Raw genomic sequence first — 18,719 nt, 5'->3', positions numbered from 1 at the left:
TTACTAGCCAATATCAGGCTTTGCCTAGCAGGATTGCCACAAACGCCTCCGCCTGCGGCGACACCTCATCCCGGCGCCTCAGCAACCACACCGCCGAGGTCGCCTCCGGATCGTCCAGCTCCCGATACACCAACCCTTCCATCTGGGTCCGCTGGTAGGTGGCGGGCAGCACGCTGACACCAAGGCCGGCGGCGACCAGGCCGAGGATGATGAGGACTTCACTGGCCTCCTGGACGATGCGCGGGGTGAAACCGGCCCGGGCGGCGAGGGTGTGGAGCTGTTCGTAGAGGCCAGTGCCGAAGCTGCGTGGGAAGTAGACGAAGGGTTCTTCGGCGAGGGCAGCAAGAGGCAGCGGCGCGGTACCCTGCTGCGCCAGTGGATGGTCGTGTCTCAGGGCGACCACCAGGGGTTCGCGGAAGAGTTCGACCGCCACCAGAGCATCGGGCAATTCAATGGGGCGGATCAGGCCGATCTGCAGGTTGCCGGCGAGCATGGCGTCGATCTGTTCACGGCTGCTCATCTCCTGCAGTTGCAGGCGCACCTCGGGATAGGCGCGACGATAGGCGAACAGCGTCTTGGGGATGGTGGCGACGAAGGGTGAAGAGGCGCTGAAGCCCACCTGCAACTGCCCCGTCTCGCCACGGCCGGCGCGGCGGACCCGTTCGGCGGCGCGCTCGCTGGCCAGGAGGATCTGCCGGGCCTCGTCGAGAAACAGCCGACCGGCCTCGGTGAGGGCGACGCGTCGGTTGGTGCGTTCCAGCAGACGCGTGCCCAGTTCGGTTTCCAGGGCCTGGATCTGCTGACTGAGCGGCGGCTGGGAGAGATTCAGGCGCTGGGCGGCGCGACCGAAGTGCAGCTCTTCGGCCACCGCCACGAAGTACCTCAGGTGGCGCAATTCCATGTCGGCTCCATTGAGTCGTAAAACCTATCAATCGAGACGGACAATATATTGGATATATGACAGCGACCAGCCTAGGGTGATGAGATCAGACCTGCCCTGAGGTACCCGTGAACACGTCCCGGTCGTCCGCCACGCCCCCTGCCCCGCCGCTGGAAACCCGCCCTGCCGCCAATGAGCCGCAGCACGCACCGGACGCCTTCATCGAAAAGGGGACGCCGCAATTCCTGCGCACCGCCCTGGCGCTGTTCTGCGGCGGCTTCGCCACCTTCGCCCTGCTCTATTGCGTGCAGCCGCTGATGCCGATCTTTTCCCAGGCCTTCGGCCTCACCGCCGCGGCCAGCAGTCTGTCGCTGTCCCTGGCCACCGGCCTGATGGCCTGCGGCCTGCTGGTGACCGGGCCGATCTCCGATGCCATCGGGCGCAAGTCGGTGATGGTCTATGCGCTGTTCGCCGCAGGCGGCTTCACCCTGCTCAGCGCCCTGATGCCCACCTGGGACGGCATCCTGGTGACCCGCGCCCTGGTCGGGCTGTCGCTGGCCGGGGTGGCCGCAGTGGCCATGACCTACCTGGCCGAAGAGGTGCATCCCGAACACCTGGGCTATGCCATGGGCCTCTATATCAGCGGCAATGCCCTGGGCGGGATGTCGGGGCGAGTGATCAGCGGGGTGCTGGTGGATTTCGTCTCCTGGCGCATCGCCCTCGGCGCCCTGGGGGTGCTGGCCCTGGTGGCGGCGGTGCTGTTCAAGCGCAGCCTGCCGGCTTCGAAGCGCTTTCAGCCACGGCCGCTGCGGCCACGCAGCCTGCTCGCCGGCTATGCCCTGCACTTTCGCGATGCCGGGCTGCCCTGGCTGTTCCTGGAAGCCTTCCTGCTGATGGGCGCCTTCGTCACCCTGTTCAACTACATCGCCTATCGCCTGCTGGCCGAGCCCTACCACCTGAGCCAGGCCTGGATCGGCGTGCTGTCGCTGGTCTATCTGGCGGGGATCTACAGCTCGGCCAAGTTCGGCAGTCTGGCCGATCGCTTCGGCCGGCGGCAGGTATTCGCTGGCGCCATCGTGCTCAAGCTGTGCGGCCTGCTGCTGACCCTGTTCACCCCGCTGTGGCTGGTGCTGCCGGGCATGCTGCTGTTCACCTTCGGCTTCTTCGGTGCCCACTCCGTGGCCAGCAGCTGGGTGGGGCGGCGGGCGCGCCAGGCGCGTGGCCAGGCGTCGTCGCTCTATCTGTTCAGCTACTACGCCGGCTCCAGCGTGGCGGGCACCCTGGGCGGTGTCTGCTGGCACCTGGGGGGCTGGACCGGCGTCGGCCTATTTATCGGCGCCCTGCTGCTCGCGGCCCTGGCCGTGGCGGTCCGCCTGTCCAGGTTGCAGCCGTTGCCAGCGGCGTGACGCCAGGCCTCGACCGCTCCCTTGAAGTTGAAACGCCCGTGGAGCGGTCCCTGCAGCCATGATCGCGATAACCGTCAGCGAAAGCTTCACCTTTACCTTCAGCGCTCTTCCCTAAATCGCCGTTTCCACTGCCGCTCGTCGCACGGAGCGGCGTTTCGTGCCCTGAAAAGGGGCCCTCTACCTCCCGCCACGCTAGCCTGTCCCTGGCTTGGCGGCGCGACTGTCACCCCTTCGCAAAGTTCAGACAAATGTTTGCCTAGGGTGGGAGCCGCTTGGATAATGCGCGCCGAACGCTGCAATACCCTGCTCATCAGGGATAGATGAAACGGCAAGCACGCAAGGCTCCGGGGTAGATTCGGCTGTGAACATGCACTTCCAGATTAGCGATTGGCGCGCCTGGGCACCTGGTCTTGGCGACCAGGACGCCTGGCGGCAGTGGTGCGCCGCGCCCTGGCGTCCGGCGGACGACGGCAGCCAACCCGATGCCAGCTTCCTGCCGGCCATGCAGCGCCGCCGCCTGAGCCGGCTGGCGCGCATGACCTTCCAGGTGGCCTGGCCGCTGGCCGACGCCCATGGCGAGCCGCTGCCGCTGATCTTCGCCTCGCGCCATGGCGAGACCCCGCGCACCCTGGCCATCCTCCAGGAACTGGCTCGCGGCGAGCCGCTCTCCCCGACCCAGTTCAGCCTCTCGGTGCACAACGCCATCATCGGCCAATGGTCGATCCTGCGCGGCGACCACAGCGAGATGAATGCCCTGGCCACCGGCCGCGACGGTCTCGAACACGCCGTGCTGGAGGCCTGCACCCTGCTCGCCGAAGGCGCCAGCGGAGTGCTGGTGGTGATCGCCGAAGAGGCGCCGCCGACGCTCTATGCACCGCAGATCGACGATGTCCCCTTTCCCTATGCCGTGGGCCTGCTGCTCACCCCAGGCAGCGGCCATGGCCTGAGCGGCGAGCCGGCACCGGCGGATGCCGCGAGCAGTGCCTGGCCCCATGCCCTGGAATTGCTGCGCCTGCTGGAAGCGCCTGGCGCCCTGCACCTCGCCTATGCCGGGCGCGCCTGGCACTGGCAGGCGGAGGCCTGCGGATGAGCGGCCGCCTGGACTACGGCTATCGACTGCTGGCCACGGGGCTCAACTTCGTGGTGTTCGGTTGCGGCGCCCTGGTCTTTCGCCTGCTGATCCTGCCGCTCCTGCTGGTGCTGCCGGGCGATCCCCTGCGCCGCCGCCAGCGTGCGCGGCGGGCCAATGCCCGGCTGTTCCGCTTTTTCGTCGCCTTCATGGTGCTGACCCGGGTGATGAATCTGCGCATCCAGGGCCGCGAGCGGCTGGGTCGTCCGGGCCAGTTGATCATCGCCAACCATCCCTCGCTGATCGACGTGGTGGTGCTCATCGGCCTGGTGCCCGACGCCAATTGCGTGGTCAAGCAGGGCCTCTGGCAGAACCCCTATCTCAAGCGGCAGATCCAGGCCGCCGGCTATATCAGCAACAACGGCAGCGCCGAGATGCTCGACGAAGCCGCCGACGCCCTGCGCGAAGGCCAGACGCTGATCATCTTTCCCGAGGGTACCCGCACCACCCCCGGCGAGCCGCCGAGCTTCCATCGTGGCGCCGCGGCCATCGCCCTGCGCGGCGCCCGCTGCATCACCCCGGTCATTATCCGCGTGGTGCCCAGCACCCTGACCAAGGCCACGCCCTGGTATCGCATCCCCTCCCGGCGCTTCGATTTCCAGCTGGAAGTGGGCGCCGACATCGACCCCACCACCTTCGCCGGGCGGCCGCTGCCGCTGGCGTCGCGTGAACTCAACGACCAGCTGCACCAGCTCTACCTGAAGGAAACCGGCAACCATGACTGATCTCAACCTTGAGCTCAAAAGCCTGATCATCGAGGCGCTCGGCCTCGAGGACGTCACCGTCGACGACATCGGCGACGACCAGATCCTGTTCGGCGACGGCCTGGGCCTGGATTCGGTGGACGCCCTGGAGCTGGGCCTGGCGATCCAGAAGCGCTACGGCATCCGCATCGACGCCGAAGCCAAGGACACCCGCACCCATTTCGCCAACGTCAACGCCCTTGCGGCCTTCGTCGCCGCCCAGCGCGCCGCCTGAGGAGATCGCCATGCAAAGCCGTGAAGCCATCTTCGAGACCCTGCGCAGCGCCCTGGTCGAACTCTTCGAACTGGAGCCCGAGCGGGTGACCCTGGACGCCAACCTCTACGAGGACCTGGAGATCGACAGCATCGACGCCGTCGACCTGATCGACCACCTGCGCCGCCAGACCGGGCACAAGATCGCCGCCGAGCAATTCCGCCAGGTGCGCACCGTGGGCGACGTGGTCGAGGCTGTTTATCGCATCAGCCAGGCAGACGCCTGATCCGCCGCTTATGAGTGCCCTGCCTTCCCGCTCCCCGCTGGGCCTGGTCGCCAGTGCCCTGCTGCTCCTGCTCGGCCTGGCCTATCCCTTCGCCGTCTACTTCGGCCTGCAGCACCTCTCGCCGCGCCTGTTCGCCGCCGGCCTCGGCGCGCTCTGGGGCCTGCGCCTGCTGCAACCCGGCCTCAACGGCCTGCAGCGCGGCACCGCCCTGGTCGCCCTGGGCTTCTGCCTGCTGCTGGCCCTGAGCGACGCCGCCGTGCTGCTGCGCTGGTATCCGGTGCTGCTCAGCCTCTTCCTGCTGGCGGTGTTCGGCCTGAGCCTGCTGCGCGGCCAGCCGCTGATCGAGCGCCTGGCGCGGCTGCGCGAACCCGAGCTGCCACCCCGTGCGGTGCGCTACACCCGGCGGGTGACCCAGGTCTGGTGCCTGTTCTTTCTGTTCAATGCGCTCACCGCCGCCGCCCTGGCGCTCTGGGCGCCGCTGGCCTGGTGGACGCTCTATACCGGCGTCATCGCCTATGGCCTGATGGGCCTGCTGTTCGCCGGTGAATGGCTGGTCCGCCAGCGCGTGCGGAGGCTGTCATGACGTTCACCCCTCTCGCCGACCTGCTGGGCGCCGCGAGCCCGCTGGATGCGGCCCTCAAGCAGCGCGCCCTGAGCCTGGCGGCGGCCTTCCAGGCCAGTGGCCTCAAGCGCCTGGCGCTGCATCTGGACGATGCCGAGGACCTGGCCTGCGCCCTTCTCGGTGCCTGGCGCGCCGGCATCGAGGTGATCCTGCCGGCCGACGCCCAGCCCGTCACCCGTGCTCGACTGATGCCTACACTCGATGCCTGGCTCGACGATCTTGCCGGCTGCACGGCCGCCGAGCCCCTGGCACCCGCCACGCTCGACCTCCAGGCACCGCTGCTGACCCTGAGCACCTCGGGCTCCAGTGGCGAGCCCAAACTGATCGCCAAGCAGCTGTTCCAGCTGGCCAACGAGGTCGCTGCCCTGGAGCGGCTGTGGGGTAGCTCTCTTGGCGACGCGACCCTCCTTGGCAGCGTCTCCACCCAGCACATCTATGGGCTGCTGTTTCGCGTGCTCTGGCCGCTCTGCGCCGGTCGCCCCTTCGCCCGCCAGGCGCTGCCCTTCACCGAGGAGCTGCAGCGCGAGACCGCCGTTCTGCTGCGGGCGGGCCGTCGAGTGGTGTGGATCAGCAGCCCGGCGCTGCTCAAGCGCCTGGGCGAGAACCTCGACGACGCCATCCTCGCTCAGGTGGTCCGCGTGTTTTCCTCTGGCGGCGTGCTGCCGGAAGCGGCGGCGACGGCCTGCCAGGTCCGTTTCGGCCAGTATCCCACCGAGGTCTATGGCAGCTCCGAGACCGGCGGCATCGCCTGGCGCCAGGGCCCGCAGCCCTGGCAGGCCTTCGCCGACCTGGAGCTGGGCCAGGACGCTGACGGCGCCCTCTGGCTGACCTCGCCCTATCTGCCCCAGGGCGTGCGCGAGCAGACCATGGACGGCGTCCGCCTACTGGGTGACAGTCGCTTCGAACTGCTCGGGCGCCTGGATCGCATCGTCAAACTGGAAGAGAAGCGCATCGCCTTGCCGGCACTGGAAGCGCGCCTGCTCGACCATCCCGCCGTCGCCGACGTCCGCCTGGGCGTGGTGCAGCAGGGTCGCGCCCTGCTCGGCGCCCTGGTCGCCCTGAGCGAACACGGCCTGCACCAGCTGCGCAATGGCGGTCGCCGCGCCCTGGTGGCCGAGTTGCGCGAACACCTGGTCGGCCATTGCGAGGCCATCGCCCTGCCGCGCCGCTGGCGCCTGCTGCTGGCGCTGCCCTACAGCGCCCAGGGCAAGCTGGCCCAGGCCGAAGTAGAGCGCCTGCTGGCCCAGCCACGGCCAGTGGAGATCGAACCGCTCGACGTCGAGCGAACCGCGGACGGCTGGCGCCTGGAGCTGGAAGTCGCCCCGGACCTGGCGTTCTTTTCCGGCCACTTCCCCACGGCGCCGGTGGTGCCCGGGGTGGTGCAGGTCGGCTGGGCCCAGCGCCTGGCCCGTCAGCACCTGGATCTGCCCGTGGAATTCGCCGGCATGGAGGTGCTGAAGTTCCAGCAGCTGCTGCGCCCCGGCGACCGGGTGACCCTGACCTTCCACTTCGACGCCACCCGCAGCAAGCTGCACTTCGCCTTTCGCCAGGGCACCGCGGCCTGCTCCTCCGGGCGCATCCTGCTCAAGGAGGCGCAGCCATGAGCTTTCGCGCCTGCGCGGTGATCCCCGTGTTCGACCATGAGCACGCCCTGCCACTGGTGGTCCAGGCGCTGCGCCAGCGCGCCCTGCCCTGCGTGCTGGTGGACGACGCCTCCAGCCCCGCCTGCGCCCAGGTGATGGACGAGCTGGCGACCCAAGCCGACGTCCATCTGCTGCGCCTGCCGGTCAACCAGGGCAAGGGCGGCGCGGTGATGGCCGGACTCGCCGAGGCGCAGCGCCTGGGCTTCACTCATGCCCTGCAGGTGGACGCCGACGGCCAGCACGACCTGGCCGACGTGGCCGCCTTTCTCGCCGAGGCCCAGACCTATCCCGAGGCGCTGATCTGCGGCTATCCGCAATTCGACGACTCGGTGCCCAGGGGTCGGCTCTATGCCCGCTACCTCACCCATGTCTGGGTGTCGATCAACAGCCTGTCGCTGGCGATCCGCGACAGCATGTGCGGCTTTCGCGTCTATCCGCTGGCGCCGACCCTGGCGGTGATCCGCGCCGGCGGCCTGGGCAAGCGCATGGACTTCGACCCGGAGATCCTGGTGCGCCTGGCTTGGCGCGAGCAGCCCATGCGCTGGCGGCCGACCCGGGTGCACTATCCGCTGGATGGCCGTTCGCACTTTCGCCTCTGGCAGGACAACGTGCTGATCTCGCGCATGCACACCCGGCTGTTCTTCGGCATGCTGCTGCGCGCGCCGCGCCTGCTCTGGCGCCGGGTGCGCGCGTGAGCGGCCACTGGGCGCAGCAGCGCGAGCGTGGCAGCCCCCTGCTGATGCGCCTCACCGCCTGGCTGGCGCGGCACCTGGGCCGCCGCGCCATCGCTCCGCTGCTGCGGCTGATCGTGCTGTACTTCTTCCTGTTCGGCGCCCGCGCCCGCCGTGGCATCCGCGACTACCAGCAGCGCCTGGCCGACTGGAGCGGTCGTCCCGACCTGCAGCCCAGCTGGCGCAGCGGCTATGCCCAGTTCATGGCCTTCGCCGAAGCCCTGCTGGACAAGCTCGACGCCTGGAACGGCCGCCTCGGCCTGGATCAGGTGCAACTGCACGATCCGGATCAGGTGCACAGCCGCATGCACGCCCCGCGTGGCGAGATCCTGGTCACCGCCCACCTGGGCAACCTCGAAGTCTGTCGCGCGCTGGCCCAGCTGGGGCGGCGGGTGCGCCTCAATGTGCTGGTGCACACCCGCCATGCCGAAGCCTTCAATCGCCTTCTGGAAGAGGCCGGCGCCAGCGATCTGCGGCTGATCCAGGTCAGCGAGCTGGACCCGGCGGTGATGCTGCAGCTCAGCGAACGCCTGGAGCGCGGCGAATGGCTGGCCATCGCCGGCGACCGGGTACCGCTGCACGGCGGCCGGACCGTCGAGGTGGATTTCCTCGGCGCCCCGGCGCCCTTCCCCCAGGGCCCCTGGCTGCTGGCGCACCTGCTGCGCTGCCCGACCAATCTGCTGTTCTGCCTGCGCGAAGCCGACGGCTACCACCTCTACCTGGAAGACTTCGCCCCGGCCCCGGCCTGGCGTCGCCAGGAGCGCGCCGCCGGCATCCAGGGTCTGGCCCAGGCCTATGCCGAGCGCCTTGCCGCCCATTGCCTCAAGGCGCCGCGGCAGTGGTTCAACTTCTACCCCTTCTGGAGTCGCGATGAACGCTAGTGTTCGCTTTGGTAGCCAGGCCCTCGCCATCGAAGACCTGGTCGCCCTGGCCGAGGGCCGGGCCCAGGCCGAATTGCAGGACGACGCCGCCTTTCGCGACGGCATCGCCCGCGGTGCCCGCTTCGTCGAGTCGCTGCTGGCCCGCGAGGGCTCGGTCTACGGCATCACCACCGGCTATGGCGACTCCTGCGTGGTCGCCGTGCCCCTGGCCCAGGTCGAGGCGCTGCCGCGTCAGCTCTATACCTTCCACGGCTGCGGCCTGGGTCGCCATCTGGATGCGGCGGCGACCCGCGCGGTACTGGCAGCGCGGCTGCAGTCGCTGTGCCAGGGCGTCTCCGGGGTGCGCGTCGAGTTGCTCGAACGCCTCACCGCCTTCCTGCGCGAAGACATCCTGCCGCTGATCCCCGAAGAGGGTTCGGTGGGCGCCAGCGGCGATCTGACCCCGCTGTCCTATGTGGCCGCCGCCCTCTGCGGCGAGCGCCAGGTGCTCTGGCGCAATGAGCTACGGGAAGCGGCGGACGTCCATGCCGAGCTGGGCTGGACGCCGCTGGTGCTCAGGCCCAAGGAAGCCCTGGCGCTGATGAACGGCACCGCGGTGATGACCGGCCTGGCCTGCCTGGCCTTCTCCCGCGCCGAGTACCTGCTGCGCCTGGCGACGCGCATCACCGCGCTCAACGTGGTGGCCCTGGCCGGCAACCCGGAGCACTTCGACCAGCGCCTGTTCGCCGCCAAGCCCCATCCAGGCCAGGGCCAGGTGGCCGCCTGGCTGCGCGCGGATCTCGCCGCCGAGGGTCCGGCGGCGCCCCTGCACCGGTTGCAGGACAGATATTCGCTGCGCTGCGCGCCCCATGTCCTGGGCATACTGGCCGACAGCCTGCCCTGGCTGCGCCAGTTCATCGAGACCGAACTCAACAGCGCCAACGACAATCCGCTGATCGACGCCGAAGACGAGCGGGTGCTGCACGGCGGCCACTTCTATGGCGGCCATATCGCCTGCGCCATGGACAGTCTCAAGACCCTGGTGGCCAACGTCGCCGACCTGCTCGACCGCCAGCTCGCCCTCTTGGTGGATGCGCGCTACAACCATGGCCTGCCGGGCAATCTCTCCGGCGCCCCGGCCGCGCGGGCCATGCTCAACCACGGCTTCAAGGCGGTGCAGATCGGCGCCAGCGCCTGGACCGCCGAGGCGCTCAAGGGCACCCTGCCGGCCAGCGTCTTCTCCCGTTCCACCGAATGCCACAACCAGGACAAGGTCAGCATGGGCACCATCGCCGCCCGCGACGCCCTGCGCGTGCTGGAGCTCACCGAGCAGGTGGCCGCCGCCACCCTGCTGGCCGCCCAGCAGGGCGTCTGGCTCAGGTGCGAGCAGGGCGGGCAGCCGCCCGCGCCCCTGGCCGCCATGCACCGCGCGCTGGGCGAGACCTTCCCGCCGCTGATCGAAGACCGTGCCCTGGAAGCCGAGTTGCGCCAGACCCTGACCCTGATTCGCGCCCGCCACTGGAGGCTCTATGCGTAAGACCGGTGCCCTGCAGGTGGAGGTGGAGATGCAGATCCCCTTCTTCGACGTCGACATGATGGAAATCGCCTGGCACGGCCATTATGTGAAGTACCTGGAGGTGGCGCGTTGCGCGCTGCTCGACCGCCTCGACCATAACTACCTGCAGATGCGCGACTCCGGCTATGGCTGGCCGGTGATCGACCTGCAGATCCGCTACATCCGCCCCCTGCTGTTTCAGCAGCGCGTGCGGGTAAAGGCCGATCTGGTGGAGTGGGAGAACCGCCTCAAGCTCAACTACCTGATCAGCGATGCCGCCACCGGCGAGCGCCTGACCCGCGCCAGCACCGTGCAGGTCGCCGTGGACCTGGCCAGCCGCGAGATGCAGCTGGCCTCGCCCAAGGTCTTCATCGACGCCGTGGAGAGGGCCCTGGCATGCGTACGCTGATCGCTCTGCTATTCATCCTGGCCGCGCCCCTGGCCCAGGCCTTCGATCTCGACGACCTGGCCGCCCAGTTGGCGCGCCCCGCGGCGGTCGAGGGCAGCTTCGTCCAGCAGCGCTATCTGCGCGCCCTGCCGCAGCCGCTGACCAGCAGCGGTCACTTCACCCTGGCCCGCGGCCTGGGCCTGCTCTGGCGGCTGGAAAAGCCGCTGGCGCAGACCTATCGCATCACCCCCGGGGCCATCGCCAAGCAGACGCCGACGGGCTGGACGCCCCTGCCCGGCAGCGACCTGGCCGCGCGCCAGAGCGCGCTGTTCCTGGCCGTGCTCGGCGGTGATCGCAGCGGCCTGGAACGCGACTTCGAACTGGCCCTGACGGGCGACGCCAATCACTGGCAGCTGCGCCTGACGCCGCGCGGCGCCCTGCTCAAGCAGGTGTTCGACGGAATCCTCATCCAGGGCGGCGCCCTGGTCGAACAGGTGGAGATCCGCGAGACCCAGGGCGACCGCAGCCTGCTCAAACTGGACGGCCAGCCTGGCGACACCCTGAGCGCCGAGCAGCGCGCGGTCTTCCAGTGACCCGGCTGCAGCGCCCCTTCCTGCTGTTCCTGCTCGCCCTGCTGGCGCTCAGCGCCTGGCAGTGGCGGCAGGGTCCACCGGTGGCGGCCGACCTGCTGGCGCTCTTGCCCCAGGGCGCCGGTGATACCCTCACCCTGCAGGCCGAGGCGCGCATGGCCGAGCCGCTCAATCGCGAGGTCCTGCTGCTGGTGGGTCACCCCCAGCGTGAGCGGGTAGCCACCCTGGTCGAGCGCCTGGGTCAGGTCTGGTCGCGAGAGCCGCTGTTCGAGAAGGTGCAGTGGCAACTCACGCCGGACCTGCCCGGCCTGCGCCAGCAACTCCTGGCCAGTCGCCTGGCGCTGGCACCGGGGCCGGCGCGCGACGAGTTGCTCAAGACCCCCGACAGCTATCTGCAGGCCCGCGCTACCGCGCTTTTCGATCCCTTCGCCGGCGCCGGCGCCCTGCCCCTGGAGCAGGACTGGTTCGGCCTCGGCCTGCTGCTGCAGCGCCAGCTCACCCCGGCCAGCAAGGTACAATTCGACGCCGGCAGCGGCCTGCTGCTGACCCAGGGCGACGGCCTGACCTGGGCCCTAATCCGCGCCCGTACCCGCGCCGATGCCTTCGACTTCGATGCCCCGCCCCGGGTGGAAGCCCTGATCGAGGCCGCCCGCCGTGAGGTGGTCGCGGATGGCGGTCAGCTACTTGCCGCCAGCGGCCTGAGATACGCCGCCGCCGGCCAGGCCACCGCCAGTCGCGAGATGTCGCTGATTGGCGGATTGGCCACCCTTGGCACCCTGGCCTTGCTACTAGGGCTGTTCCGCCGCTGGCGGGTGCTGCTCAGCCTGCTGGCGGTGGGCGTGGCGCTCCTGGCGGGTAGCGCCGCCTGCGTGCTGCTGTTCGGCCAGATCAACGCCCTCACCCTGATCCTCGGCGCCAGCCTGACCGGGGTGGCCGCCGACTATCCGCTGCACTATCTCAGCAAGAGCTGGAAGGGCGGCCCCTGGGACGCCACGGCCATCCTGCGCGAGACCCTGCCCGGCCTGTCACTCAGCCTGGCGACCAATCTGCTGGGCTACCTGGCGCTGGCCTGCACGCCCTTTCCGGCGCTGACCCAGGTGGCGGTGTTTTCCGCCGCCGGCCTGATCGGCGCCTACCTCACCACCGTCTGCCTCTTGCCGGCCTGGTGGCAGCGCCTGAACCTGGCACCGCCCGCCGCGCCGCTGCGGCTGATGCAGCGCCTGCTCGACCTGCGGCTGCGCCTGCTGGCGCGCACCGGCAGCCTGCCGCTGCTGCTGGCGCTGCTGGCGTTTTGCGGCGCGGGCGTCTGGCAACTGCACCTGCAGAACGATCTGCGCCTCTGGCTTGGCCAGGACCCGGCCCTGACCCGCGAAGCCCAGGCCATCGCCCGTCTTACCGGGCTGCAACCCACCAGCCAGTTCTTCCTGGTGCGCGGGGCGGATGCCGATGAGGTGCTGCGCCGCCAGGCCGCCCTGGGTCAGCGCCTGGATAGCCTGGTCAGTCAGGGTGAGCTGCAGGGCTATCGCGCCCTCAGTGGTCTGGTCGCCCCCGCTGCGGCCCAGGCCGAATTGCGCCAGGCCCTGACCGGTTGGGGCGAGCGCCTGCAACCCCTGCTGGCGGTAGGCATACCGGCCGAGGCGCTGGACGCCGAACTCAAGCAATTGCAGCAGCTACCCGACCTGAGTCTCGACCAGGCCCTGGCCGGCCCGCTGGGCGAGCCCTGGCGACCGCTCTGGCTGGGCCGCACGGCCGACGGCGGCGCGGCCGGCCTGGTCAGCCTGCAAGGGCTGGGCAACGCCCAGGCGCTGCAGACGGTGGCCGAGGGTTTGCCCGGGGTGCAGTTGGTGGATCGCCTCGGCGAATTGCGCGGACTGTTCCTCCATACCCAGCGCCTGGCGGTGGAACTCAAGCTGCTGGCCTCGGGGGCCATCTTCCTCCTGCTGCTCTGGGCCTTCGGTCGCCGCGCGGCGCTGCGCATCGTCTGCCTGCCGCTCCTGGCGGCCCTCGCGGCCCTGGCCTGCCTGGGCTGGCTGGGCCAGCCGCTGACCCTGTTCAGCCTCTTCGCCCTGCTGCTCATCACCGCCATCGGCGTGGACTACGCCATCCTCATGCACGAGGCCATCGGCGGCGCGGCGGTCAGTCTGCTCGGCGGCCTGCTGTCCGGCGTCGGCAGCTGGCTGTCGTTCGGTCTGCTGATGCTCAGCAGTACCCCGGCCATCGCCAACTTCGGCCTGGCCATCAGCCTGGGGCTGGTATTCAGCTTCCTGCTGGCGCCCTGGGCTTCGTCCCCCGTCTCCCACGAAAAGGACCTTCGTCATGGTTGAACATCACCCCCTGGTCGTCATCGGTGCCGGCCCGGCCGGCGCCGTGGTCGCCGCCCTGCTCAAGCGTCGCGGCCATCCGGTGCTGGTGCTGGAAGCCCAGCACTTCCCGCGCTTTTCCATCGGCGAGAGCCTGCTCTCCCACAGCCTGGACTTCGTCGAGGAAGCCGGGATGCTGCCGGCGGTCGAGGCCGCCGGTTTCCAGACCAAGGTCGGCGCGGCCTTCGCCTGGGGCGAGCGCTACACCGACTTCGACTTTCGCGACACCTACAGTGGTGGCCGCAGCACCTTCCAGGTCCAGCGCGGCCCCTTCGACAAGATCCTCGCCGATGACGCCGCGCGCCAGGGCGTGGCGATCCGCTACGGCCAGCGGGTGACCGCCGTGACCCTGGGCGAAGTTGGTGAAAGGACCCGGATCGAGGTGCTGGGCGACGACGGCCAGGCCTATGCGCTGACCACCGACTTCCTGCTCGACGCCAGCGGCTACGGGCGGGTGCTGCCACGCCTGCTGGACCTGGAAGCCCCTTCGGACTTCCCCCCGCGTCGCGCCCTCTTCACCCATGTCGAGGATCGCATCGACGATCCTGGCTTTGACCGCGAACGCATCCTCATCACCACCCATCCGACCCTGCGCGACGTCTGGTTCTGGACCATCCCCTTCAGCGACGGCCGCACCTCGCTCGGGGTGGTGGCCGCCGCCGAGCGCTATGCCGGACGCGCCCCCGATCTCGCCACCTGTCTGCGCGACTGGGTGGCCGAGACCCCGAGCCTGGCCCGGGTGCTGCACAATGCGGTCTGGGATACCCCGGTGCGCGAGCTGGGTGGCTATGCGGCCAACGTCAAGCGCCTGCACGGCCCCGGCTTCGCCCTGCTGGGCAACGCCGCCGAATTCCTCGATCCGGTGTTTTCCTCGGGCGTCACCATCGCCCTGCGTTCGGCCAGCCTGGCCGCGCCGCTGGTGGATCGCCAGCTGCGTGGCGAGGTGGTGGACTGGGAGGGCGAATTCGCCAGACCGCTCAAGGCGGGCGTCGATACGTTCCGTGCCTATGTGGAGGGCTGGTACGATGGCAGCTTCCAGGACGTCATCTATTTCGAGAACGCCGACCCCGAGATCCGCCGCATGATCTGCGCCATTCTCGCCGGCTACGCCTGGGACCTTCGCAACCCCTTCGTCAAGGAGCCCAAGCGGCGCCTGCGCCTGCTCGTCGAGCTCTGCCAGCTGAATTCGGCCCATCCTGCATGACCCTGCCCCGTCCGTTCGTCTTCGCGCTGGCCTGTCTGCTGCTGCTCGCCGCCTGCGCCAGCCAGCCGCCACTGCCCAGCAATCCGCCCCCGCTGGCGCGCGCCCTCGTCTACCAGGTGGAGCGCCAGACCGTCGAGGGCAATGACGCCCTGCTGCTGGCCATCCAGCCGGAAGGTCAGGCCCTGCGCTTTTCCCTGTTCGATCCCCTGGGCGTGCCCCAGGCGCGCCAGCGGCTGCTCGACGGCGCCTGGCACGCCGACGGCCTGCTGCCGCCCAATCCCCGGGCGCGCACCTTCTTCAGCGTGCTGCTGTTCGCCCTGACCCCGATCGACCAGTTGCCGCGGGCCTATGCCGCGGGCGACTGGCACAGGGACGCCGACGGCAGCCGCCGCCTCAAGGACTGGCAGGTGCGCTATCCCGCCGCCGACAGCCTGGAGCTGGAGGCGCCGGACGGGTCGCGCTATCGCCTGACCCTGCTGCCGGAGTCCGCGCCTTGAGCGCCTACCTGAACGCCCTGGGCCTGCTCTGCGCCCTGGGCCAGGGCAAGGCGGAGGTGGCGCGCGGTCTGTTCGCCGGCGACACGGCGGGCATGCAGCCCACCCCGGGCTGGATTCCCGAGCGCCAGCCACCGGTGGGCACCGTCACCGCCCCGCTGCCGGCCTGGCCATCGGCCTGGACGCCCTATTTCAGTCGCAACAACCAGCTCCTGCTGGCGGCCCTGGCCGAGATCGAGCCCCAGGTGCGCCAGGCCATCGAGCGCCATGGCCCCGCCCGCATCGGCGTGGTGCTGGGTACCAGCACCTCGGGCATTCACGAGGCCAGCCAGGGCATCGCCGTGCACCAGCGCAGCGGTCAGTTGCCCGAGGGCTATCAGTACGCCCAGCAGGAACTGGTGGCGCCGGCGGATTTCCTCGCCCGCTACCTGAGCCTGAGCGGCCCCTGCTACGGCCTGTCCACCGCCTGCACCAGCAGCGCCCGCGCCCTGCTCAGCGCCCGTCGGCTACTGGTCCAGGGCCATTGCGATGCCGTGCTCTGCGGGGGTGTCGACAGCCTCTGCGGCCTGACCCTGAACGGCTTCGCCGCCCTCGAAGCGGTCAGCGAGTCGCTGTGCAATCCCTTCTCGGTCAATCGTTGCGGCATCAACATCGGCGAGGGCGCGGCGCTGTTCCTGCTGACCCGCGAACCCGGCCCCATCGCCCTGCTCGGCGGCGGCGCCAGTTCCGATGCCCACCATATCTCCGCCCCCGATCCCAGCGGTCGCGGCGCCGTCCAGGCCATGCAGGCGGCGCTGCGCGCCAGCGGCCTGCAGCCGGGCGACATCGGCTATCTCAACCTGCACGGCACCGCCACGCCACACAATGACGCCATGGAAAGCCACGCCACCCATGAGGTATTCCCGGCCGGGGTGCCCTGCTCCTCGACCAAGCCGCTGACCGGCCATACCCTCGGCGCCGCCGGCGCCCTGGAAGCCGCTTTCGCCTGGTTGACCCTGGACCCGCTGCTCAATCCCGCCGGCCAGCTGCCGCCGCAGCGCTGGGACGGTCAGGCCGATCCGGCCCTGCCACGCCTGGCGCTGGCCCACACCGACAGTCGCCTGGACGGTCGTCGCCATGCCATGAGCAACAGCTTCGCCTTTGGCGGCAGCAACGTCAGCCTCATCCTCGGAGCCACGCCATGATCCCCTGGCCCCTCGCCGAGCTGGTGCCCCACGCCGGCGACATGCTGCTGATCGAGGAGATCCTCGCCTGCGACGACCAGGGCATCGAGACCCGCCTGGTGGTGCGCCCCGGCCTCTTCACCGACGCCGACGGCGCCCTGCCGGCCTGGATCGGCGTGGAGCTGATGGCCCAGAGCGTGGCCGCCTTCGCCGGCTGCCAGGCACGCCGCCGCGGCGAGCCCCCGGCCCTGGGTTTCCTGCTCGGCACCCGCCAGTTCGCCTGCGACGTAGCGGCCTTTCCCGCCGGCGGTGAGTTGCGCATCCAGGCCCGGCCGGCACTGCAGAACGACGATGGCATGGCCATCTTCGATTGCCACCTGCAGGGCCCTGGCTGCCAGGCCAGCGCCCGCCTGAACGTCTATCGTCCGCCCCGGGCGGATCTGTATCTAGAGGAGCCCGCGCCATGAGCGTCGCCCCCGCCCCGGTCCTGGTGACCGGTTCCAGCCGCGGCCTGGGCCGCGCCATCGCCCTGCGCCTGGCCGCCGCCGGCCATGACCTGGTGCTGCACTGCCGCAGCCGTCGCGAGGAAGCCGAGGCCGTCCGCGCCGAGGTCGAGGCCCTGGGCCGCACGGCCCGGGTGCTGCAATTCGACGTCGGCGACCGCGCCGCCTGCGCGGCCATCCTTGAAGCCGATACCGAAGCCCACGGCGGCTACTATGGTGTGGTCTGCAACGCCGGCCTGACCCGCGACGGCGCCTTTCCGGCGCTGACCGGGGAAGACTGGGACGTGGTCCTGCGCACCAATCTCGACGGCTTCTACAATGTCCTGCACCCGGTGGTCATGCCGATGATCCGCCGCCGCGCGCCGGGGCGTATCGTCTGCATCACCTCGGTCTCCGGGCTGATCGGCAATCGCGGCCAGGTCAACTACAGCGCCTCCAAGGCGGGGCTGATCGGTGCCGCCAAGGCCCTGGCCGTGGAGCTGGCCAAGCGCAGGATCACCGTCAACTGCGTGGCCCCGGGGCTGATCGACACCGAGATCCTCGACGAGCACGTACCGGTGGACAAGATCCTCGAAATGATCCCCGCCGGGCGCATGGGCACCCCCGAGGAGGTGGCCCATGCGGTGGCCTTCCTGCTCGCGCCCGAGGCCGGCTACATCACCCGCCAGGTGCTGGCGGTCAACGGAGGGCTGTGCTGATGAGCGCGCGCCGCGTCGTGATCACCGGGATGGCCGGCGTCACCGCCCTGGGCAGTGACTGGCCGACCATCCGCGACCATTTTCTCGCCGGCCACAGCGGCATCCGCCGCATGGACGTCTGGGATCGCTACACCGAGATGAACACCCGCCTGGGTGGACCCATTGTCGACTTCCAGGTGCCCGGCCACTGGACGCGCAAGCAGCTGCGCAGCATGGGCCGCGTCTCCCAGCTGGCGGTGGCCGCCGGCGAGCGCGCCCTGGCCGATGCCGGGCTGCTGGATGACCCGCGCATCACCGACGGCCGCATGGGCGTGGCCTGCGGTTCCTCCACCGGCAGCACCGACGACATCAAGGCGCTGGCCAACATGCTGCTCAGCGACGCCGCGGTGGGCCTCAACGCCAACACCTATGTGCGCATGATGCCGCACACGGCGGCCGCCAACCTGAGTCTGTTCTTTGGTCTCAAGGGCCGGCTGATCCCCACTTCCAGCGCCTGCACCAGCGGCAGCCAGGGCATCGGCTACGCCTACGAAGCCATCAAGTTCGGCCGTCTGCCGCTGATGCTGGCGGGCGGCGCCGAGGAACTCTGCCCCAGCGAGGCCATGGTCTTCGACACCCTCTATGCCACCAGCCTGCGCAACGACGCCCCCCACACCTCGCCGCGTCCCTACGACCGCGGACGCGACGGCCTGGTGATCGGCGAAGGCGCCGGCATCCTGGTGCTGGAAGAGCTGGATCACGCCCGGGCGCGCGGCGCGCACATCCACGCCGAGATCGTCGGCTTCGGCAGCAACGCCGACGGCCAGCATTCCACCCGCCCCGAGCAGGCCACCATGCAGCGCGCCATGGAGCTGGCCCTGGAAGACGCCGGGCTGAGGCCGGAGGCCATCGGCTACGTCAACGGCCACGGCACCGCCACCGAACAGGGCGACATCGCCGAGACCCGCGCCACCCAGGCGCTGTTCGGCGCCCGCATGCCCATCAGCTCGCAGAAGAGCTACCTGGGCCATACCCTGGGTGCCTGTGGCGCCCTGGAATCCTGGTTCAGCATCGCCATGATGAACGAGGAGCTGTTCGTACCGACGCTCAACCTCGATGACCTGGACCCCCAGTGCGGCGAGCTGGACTATCTGCGTGACGGACCGCGGACCCTGCGCACCGATCACGTGATGAACAACAATTTCGCCTTTGGCGGGGTCAACACCTCGCTGATCTTCCGTCGCTGGTCCTGATGGCCATAGCCCGAGGTA

General features: G+C 69.8%; 20 protein-coding genes. 19 read left to right on the top strand and 1 reads right to left on the bottom strand.

The window, feature by feature from the left end; genetic code table 11:
* Positions 1-13: 13 nt before the first annotated feature.
* On the bottom strand, positions 14-901 hold the full coding sequence (locus AABM56_RS03200; protein WP_133862223.1) for a LysR substrate-binding domain-containing protein: 888 nt from the start codon (positions 899-901) through the stop codon (positions 14-16).
* Between the two features lie 149 nt (positions 902-1,050).
* Here AABM56_RS03200 and AABM56_RS03195 point away from each other — a divergent pair, with 149 nt between their 5' ends.
* From AABM56_RS03195 to AABM56_RS03105, 19 genes are all read left to right on the top strand, one after another.
* Positions 1,051-2,286: an MFS transporter gene (locus AABM56_RS03195; protein WP_263259580.1), complete on the top strand. Its 1,236-nt coding sequence runs from the start codon at positions 1,051-1,053 to the stop codon at positions 2,284-2,286.
* A gap of 367 nt (positions 2,287-2,653) precedes the next feature.
* The gene (locus AABM56_RS03190) at positions 2,654-3,376 is read left to right on the top strand and encodes a beta-ketoacyl synthase chain length factor (RefSeq protein WP_133862225.1); all 723 of its coding nucleotides are present in this window, start codon (positions 2,654-2,656) and stop codon (positions 3,374-3,376) included.
* Entirely contained in the window at positions 3,373-4,140 is a 768-nt protein-coding gene (locus tag AABM56_RS03185; protein ID WP_133862226.1) for a 1-acyl-sn-glycerol-3-phosphate acyltransferase, read from the top strand. Before AABM56_RS03190 ends, AABM56_RS03185 begins: the two co-directional genes overlap by 4 nt.
* Positions 4,133-4,393 (top strand): phosphopantetheine-binding protein, encoded by a 261-nt coding sequence (locus AABM56_RS03180; RefSeq protein WP_017642722.1) that lies wholly within the window; start codon positions 4,133-4,135, stop codon positions 4,391-4,393. The genes AABM56_RS03185 and AABM56_RS03180 overlap by 8 nt, the downstream gene beginning before the upstream one ends.
* Before the next feature lie 10 nt (positions 4,394-4,403).
* Positions 4,404-4,658 (top strand): acyl carrier protein, encoded by a 255-nt coding sequence (locus AABM56_RS03175; protein ID WP_133862227.1) that lies wholly within the window; start codon positions 4,404-4,406, stop codon positions 4,656-4,658.
* 10 nt (positions 4,659-4,668) lie between these two features.
* Entirely contained in the window at positions 4,669-5,241 is a 573-nt protein-coding gene (locus tag AABM56_RS03170) for a hypothetical protein (RefSeq protein WP_133862228.1), read from the top strand.
* Positions 5,238-6,884, top strand: coding sequence for an AMP-binding protein (locus AABM56_RS03165; protein ID WP_133862229.1), 1,647 nt, complete (start codon positions 5,238-5,240; stop codon positions 6,882-6,884). Before AABM56_RS03170 ends, AABM56_RS03165 begins: the two co-directional genes overlap by 4 nt.
* Positions 6,881-7,618, top strand: coding sequence for a glycosyltransferase family 2 protein (locus AABM56_RS03160; protein ID WP_347883828.1), 738 nt, complete (start codon positions 6,881-6,883; stop codon positions 7,616-7,618). Before AABM56_RS03165 ends, AABM56_RS03160 begins: the two co-directional genes overlap by 4 nt.
* A complete protein-coding gene (locus tag AABM56_RS03155; RefSeq protein WP_133862231.1) occupies positions 7,615-8,535 on the top strand; it encodes a glycosyl transferase in 921 nt (306 codons plus the stop codon). The genes AABM56_RS03160 and AABM56_RS03155 overlap by 4 nt, the downstream gene beginning before the upstream one ends.
* Positions 8,525-10,051, top strand: coding sequence for a histidine ammonia-lyase (gene hutH, locus AABM56_RS03150; protein ID WP_133862232.1), 1,527 nt, complete (start codon positions 8,525-8,527; stop codon positions 10,049-10,051). Before AABM56_RS03155 ends, hutH begins: the two co-directional genes overlap by 11 nt.
* Positions 10,044-10,478 carry a thioesterase family protein gene (locus AABM56_RS03145; RefSeq protein WP_133862233.1) on the top strand — a complete coding sequence of 145 codons (435 nt, stop codon included), beginning with the start codon at positions 10,044-10,046 and terminating at the stop codon, positions 10,476-10,478. The genes hutH and AABM56_RS03145 overlap by 8 nt, the downstream gene beginning before the upstream one ends.
* Positions 10,466-11,050 (top strand): outer membrane lipoprotein carrier protein LolA, encoded by a 585-nt coding sequence (locus AABM56_RS03140; RefSeq protein ID WP_133862234.1) that lies wholly within the window; start codon positions 10,466-10,468, stop codon positions 11,048-11,050. The genes AABM56_RS03145 and AABM56_RS03140 overlap by 13 nt, the downstream gene beginning before the upstream one ends.
* Complete coding sequence (locus AABM56_RS03135) at positions 11,047-13,371, top strand: MMPL family transporter (protein WP_133862235.1); 2,325 nt, start codon at positions 11,047-11,049, stop codon at positions 13,369-13,371. The genes AABM56_RS03140 and AABM56_RS03135 overlap by 4 nt, the downstream gene beginning before the upstream one ends.
* Entirely contained in the window at positions 13,364-14,611 is a 1,248-nt protein-coding gene (locus tag AABM56_RS03130; RefSeq protein WP_133862236.1) for an NAD(P)/FAD-dependent oxidoreductase, read from the top strand. Before AABM56_RS03135 ends, AABM56_RS03130 begins: the two co-directional genes overlap by 8 nt.
* A complete protein-coding gene (locus tag AABM56_RS03125) occupies positions 14,608-15,108 on the top strand; it encodes a hypothetical protein (protein WP_133862237.1) in 501 nt (166 codons plus the stop codon). The genes AABM56_RS03130 and AABM56_RS03125 overlap by 4 nt, the downstream gene beginning before the upstream one ends.
* Positions 15,105-16,289: a beta-ketoacyl-[acyl-carrier-protein] synthase family protein gene (locus AABM56_RS03120; RefSeq protein ID WP_133862238.1), complete on the top strand. Its 1,185-nt coding sequence runs from the start codon at positions 15,105-15,107 to the stop codon at positions 16,287-16,289. Before AABM56_RS03125 ends, AABM56_RS03120 begins: the two co-directional genes overlap by 4 nt.
* Positions 16,286-16,735: a hotdog family protein gene (locus AABM56_RS03115; protein ID WP_263259570.1), complete on the top strand. Its 450-nt coding sequence runs from the start codon at positions 16,286-16,288 to the stop codon at positions 16,733-16,735. Before AABM56_RS03120 ends, AABM56_RS03115 begins: the two co-directional genes overlap by 4 nt.
* Positions 16,732-17,469: a 3-oxoacyl-ACP reductase FabG gene (gene fabG / locus AABM56_RS03110; RefSeq protein WP_133862240.1), complete on the top strand. Its 738-nt coding sequence runs from the start codon at positions 16,732-16,734 to the stop codon at positions 17,467-17,469. The genes AABM56_RS03115 and fabG overlap by 4 nt, the downstream gene beginning before the upstream one ends.
* Positions 17,469-18,701 carry a beta-ketoacyl-ACP synthase gene (locus AABM56_RS03105; RefSeq protein ID WP_133862241.1) on the top strand — a complete coding sequence of 411 codons (1,233 nt, stop codon included), beginning with the start codon at positions 17,469-17,471 and terminating at the stop codon, positions 18,699-18,701. The genes fabG and AABM56_RS03105 overlap by 1 nt, the downstream gene beginning before the upstream one ends.
* Positions 18,702-18,719: the final 18 nt, after the last annotated feature.

The organism is Pseudomonas aestiva, from assembly GCF_039908605.1.
Taxonomy (GTDB): domain Bacteria; phylum Pseudomonadota; class Gammaproteobacteria; order Pseudomonadales; family Pseudomonadaceae; genus Chryseomonas; species Chryseomonas aestiva.
The sequence above is the reverse complement of the archived record's forward strand: the minus strand, read 5'-3'. Positions and strand labels throughout refer to the sequence as shown.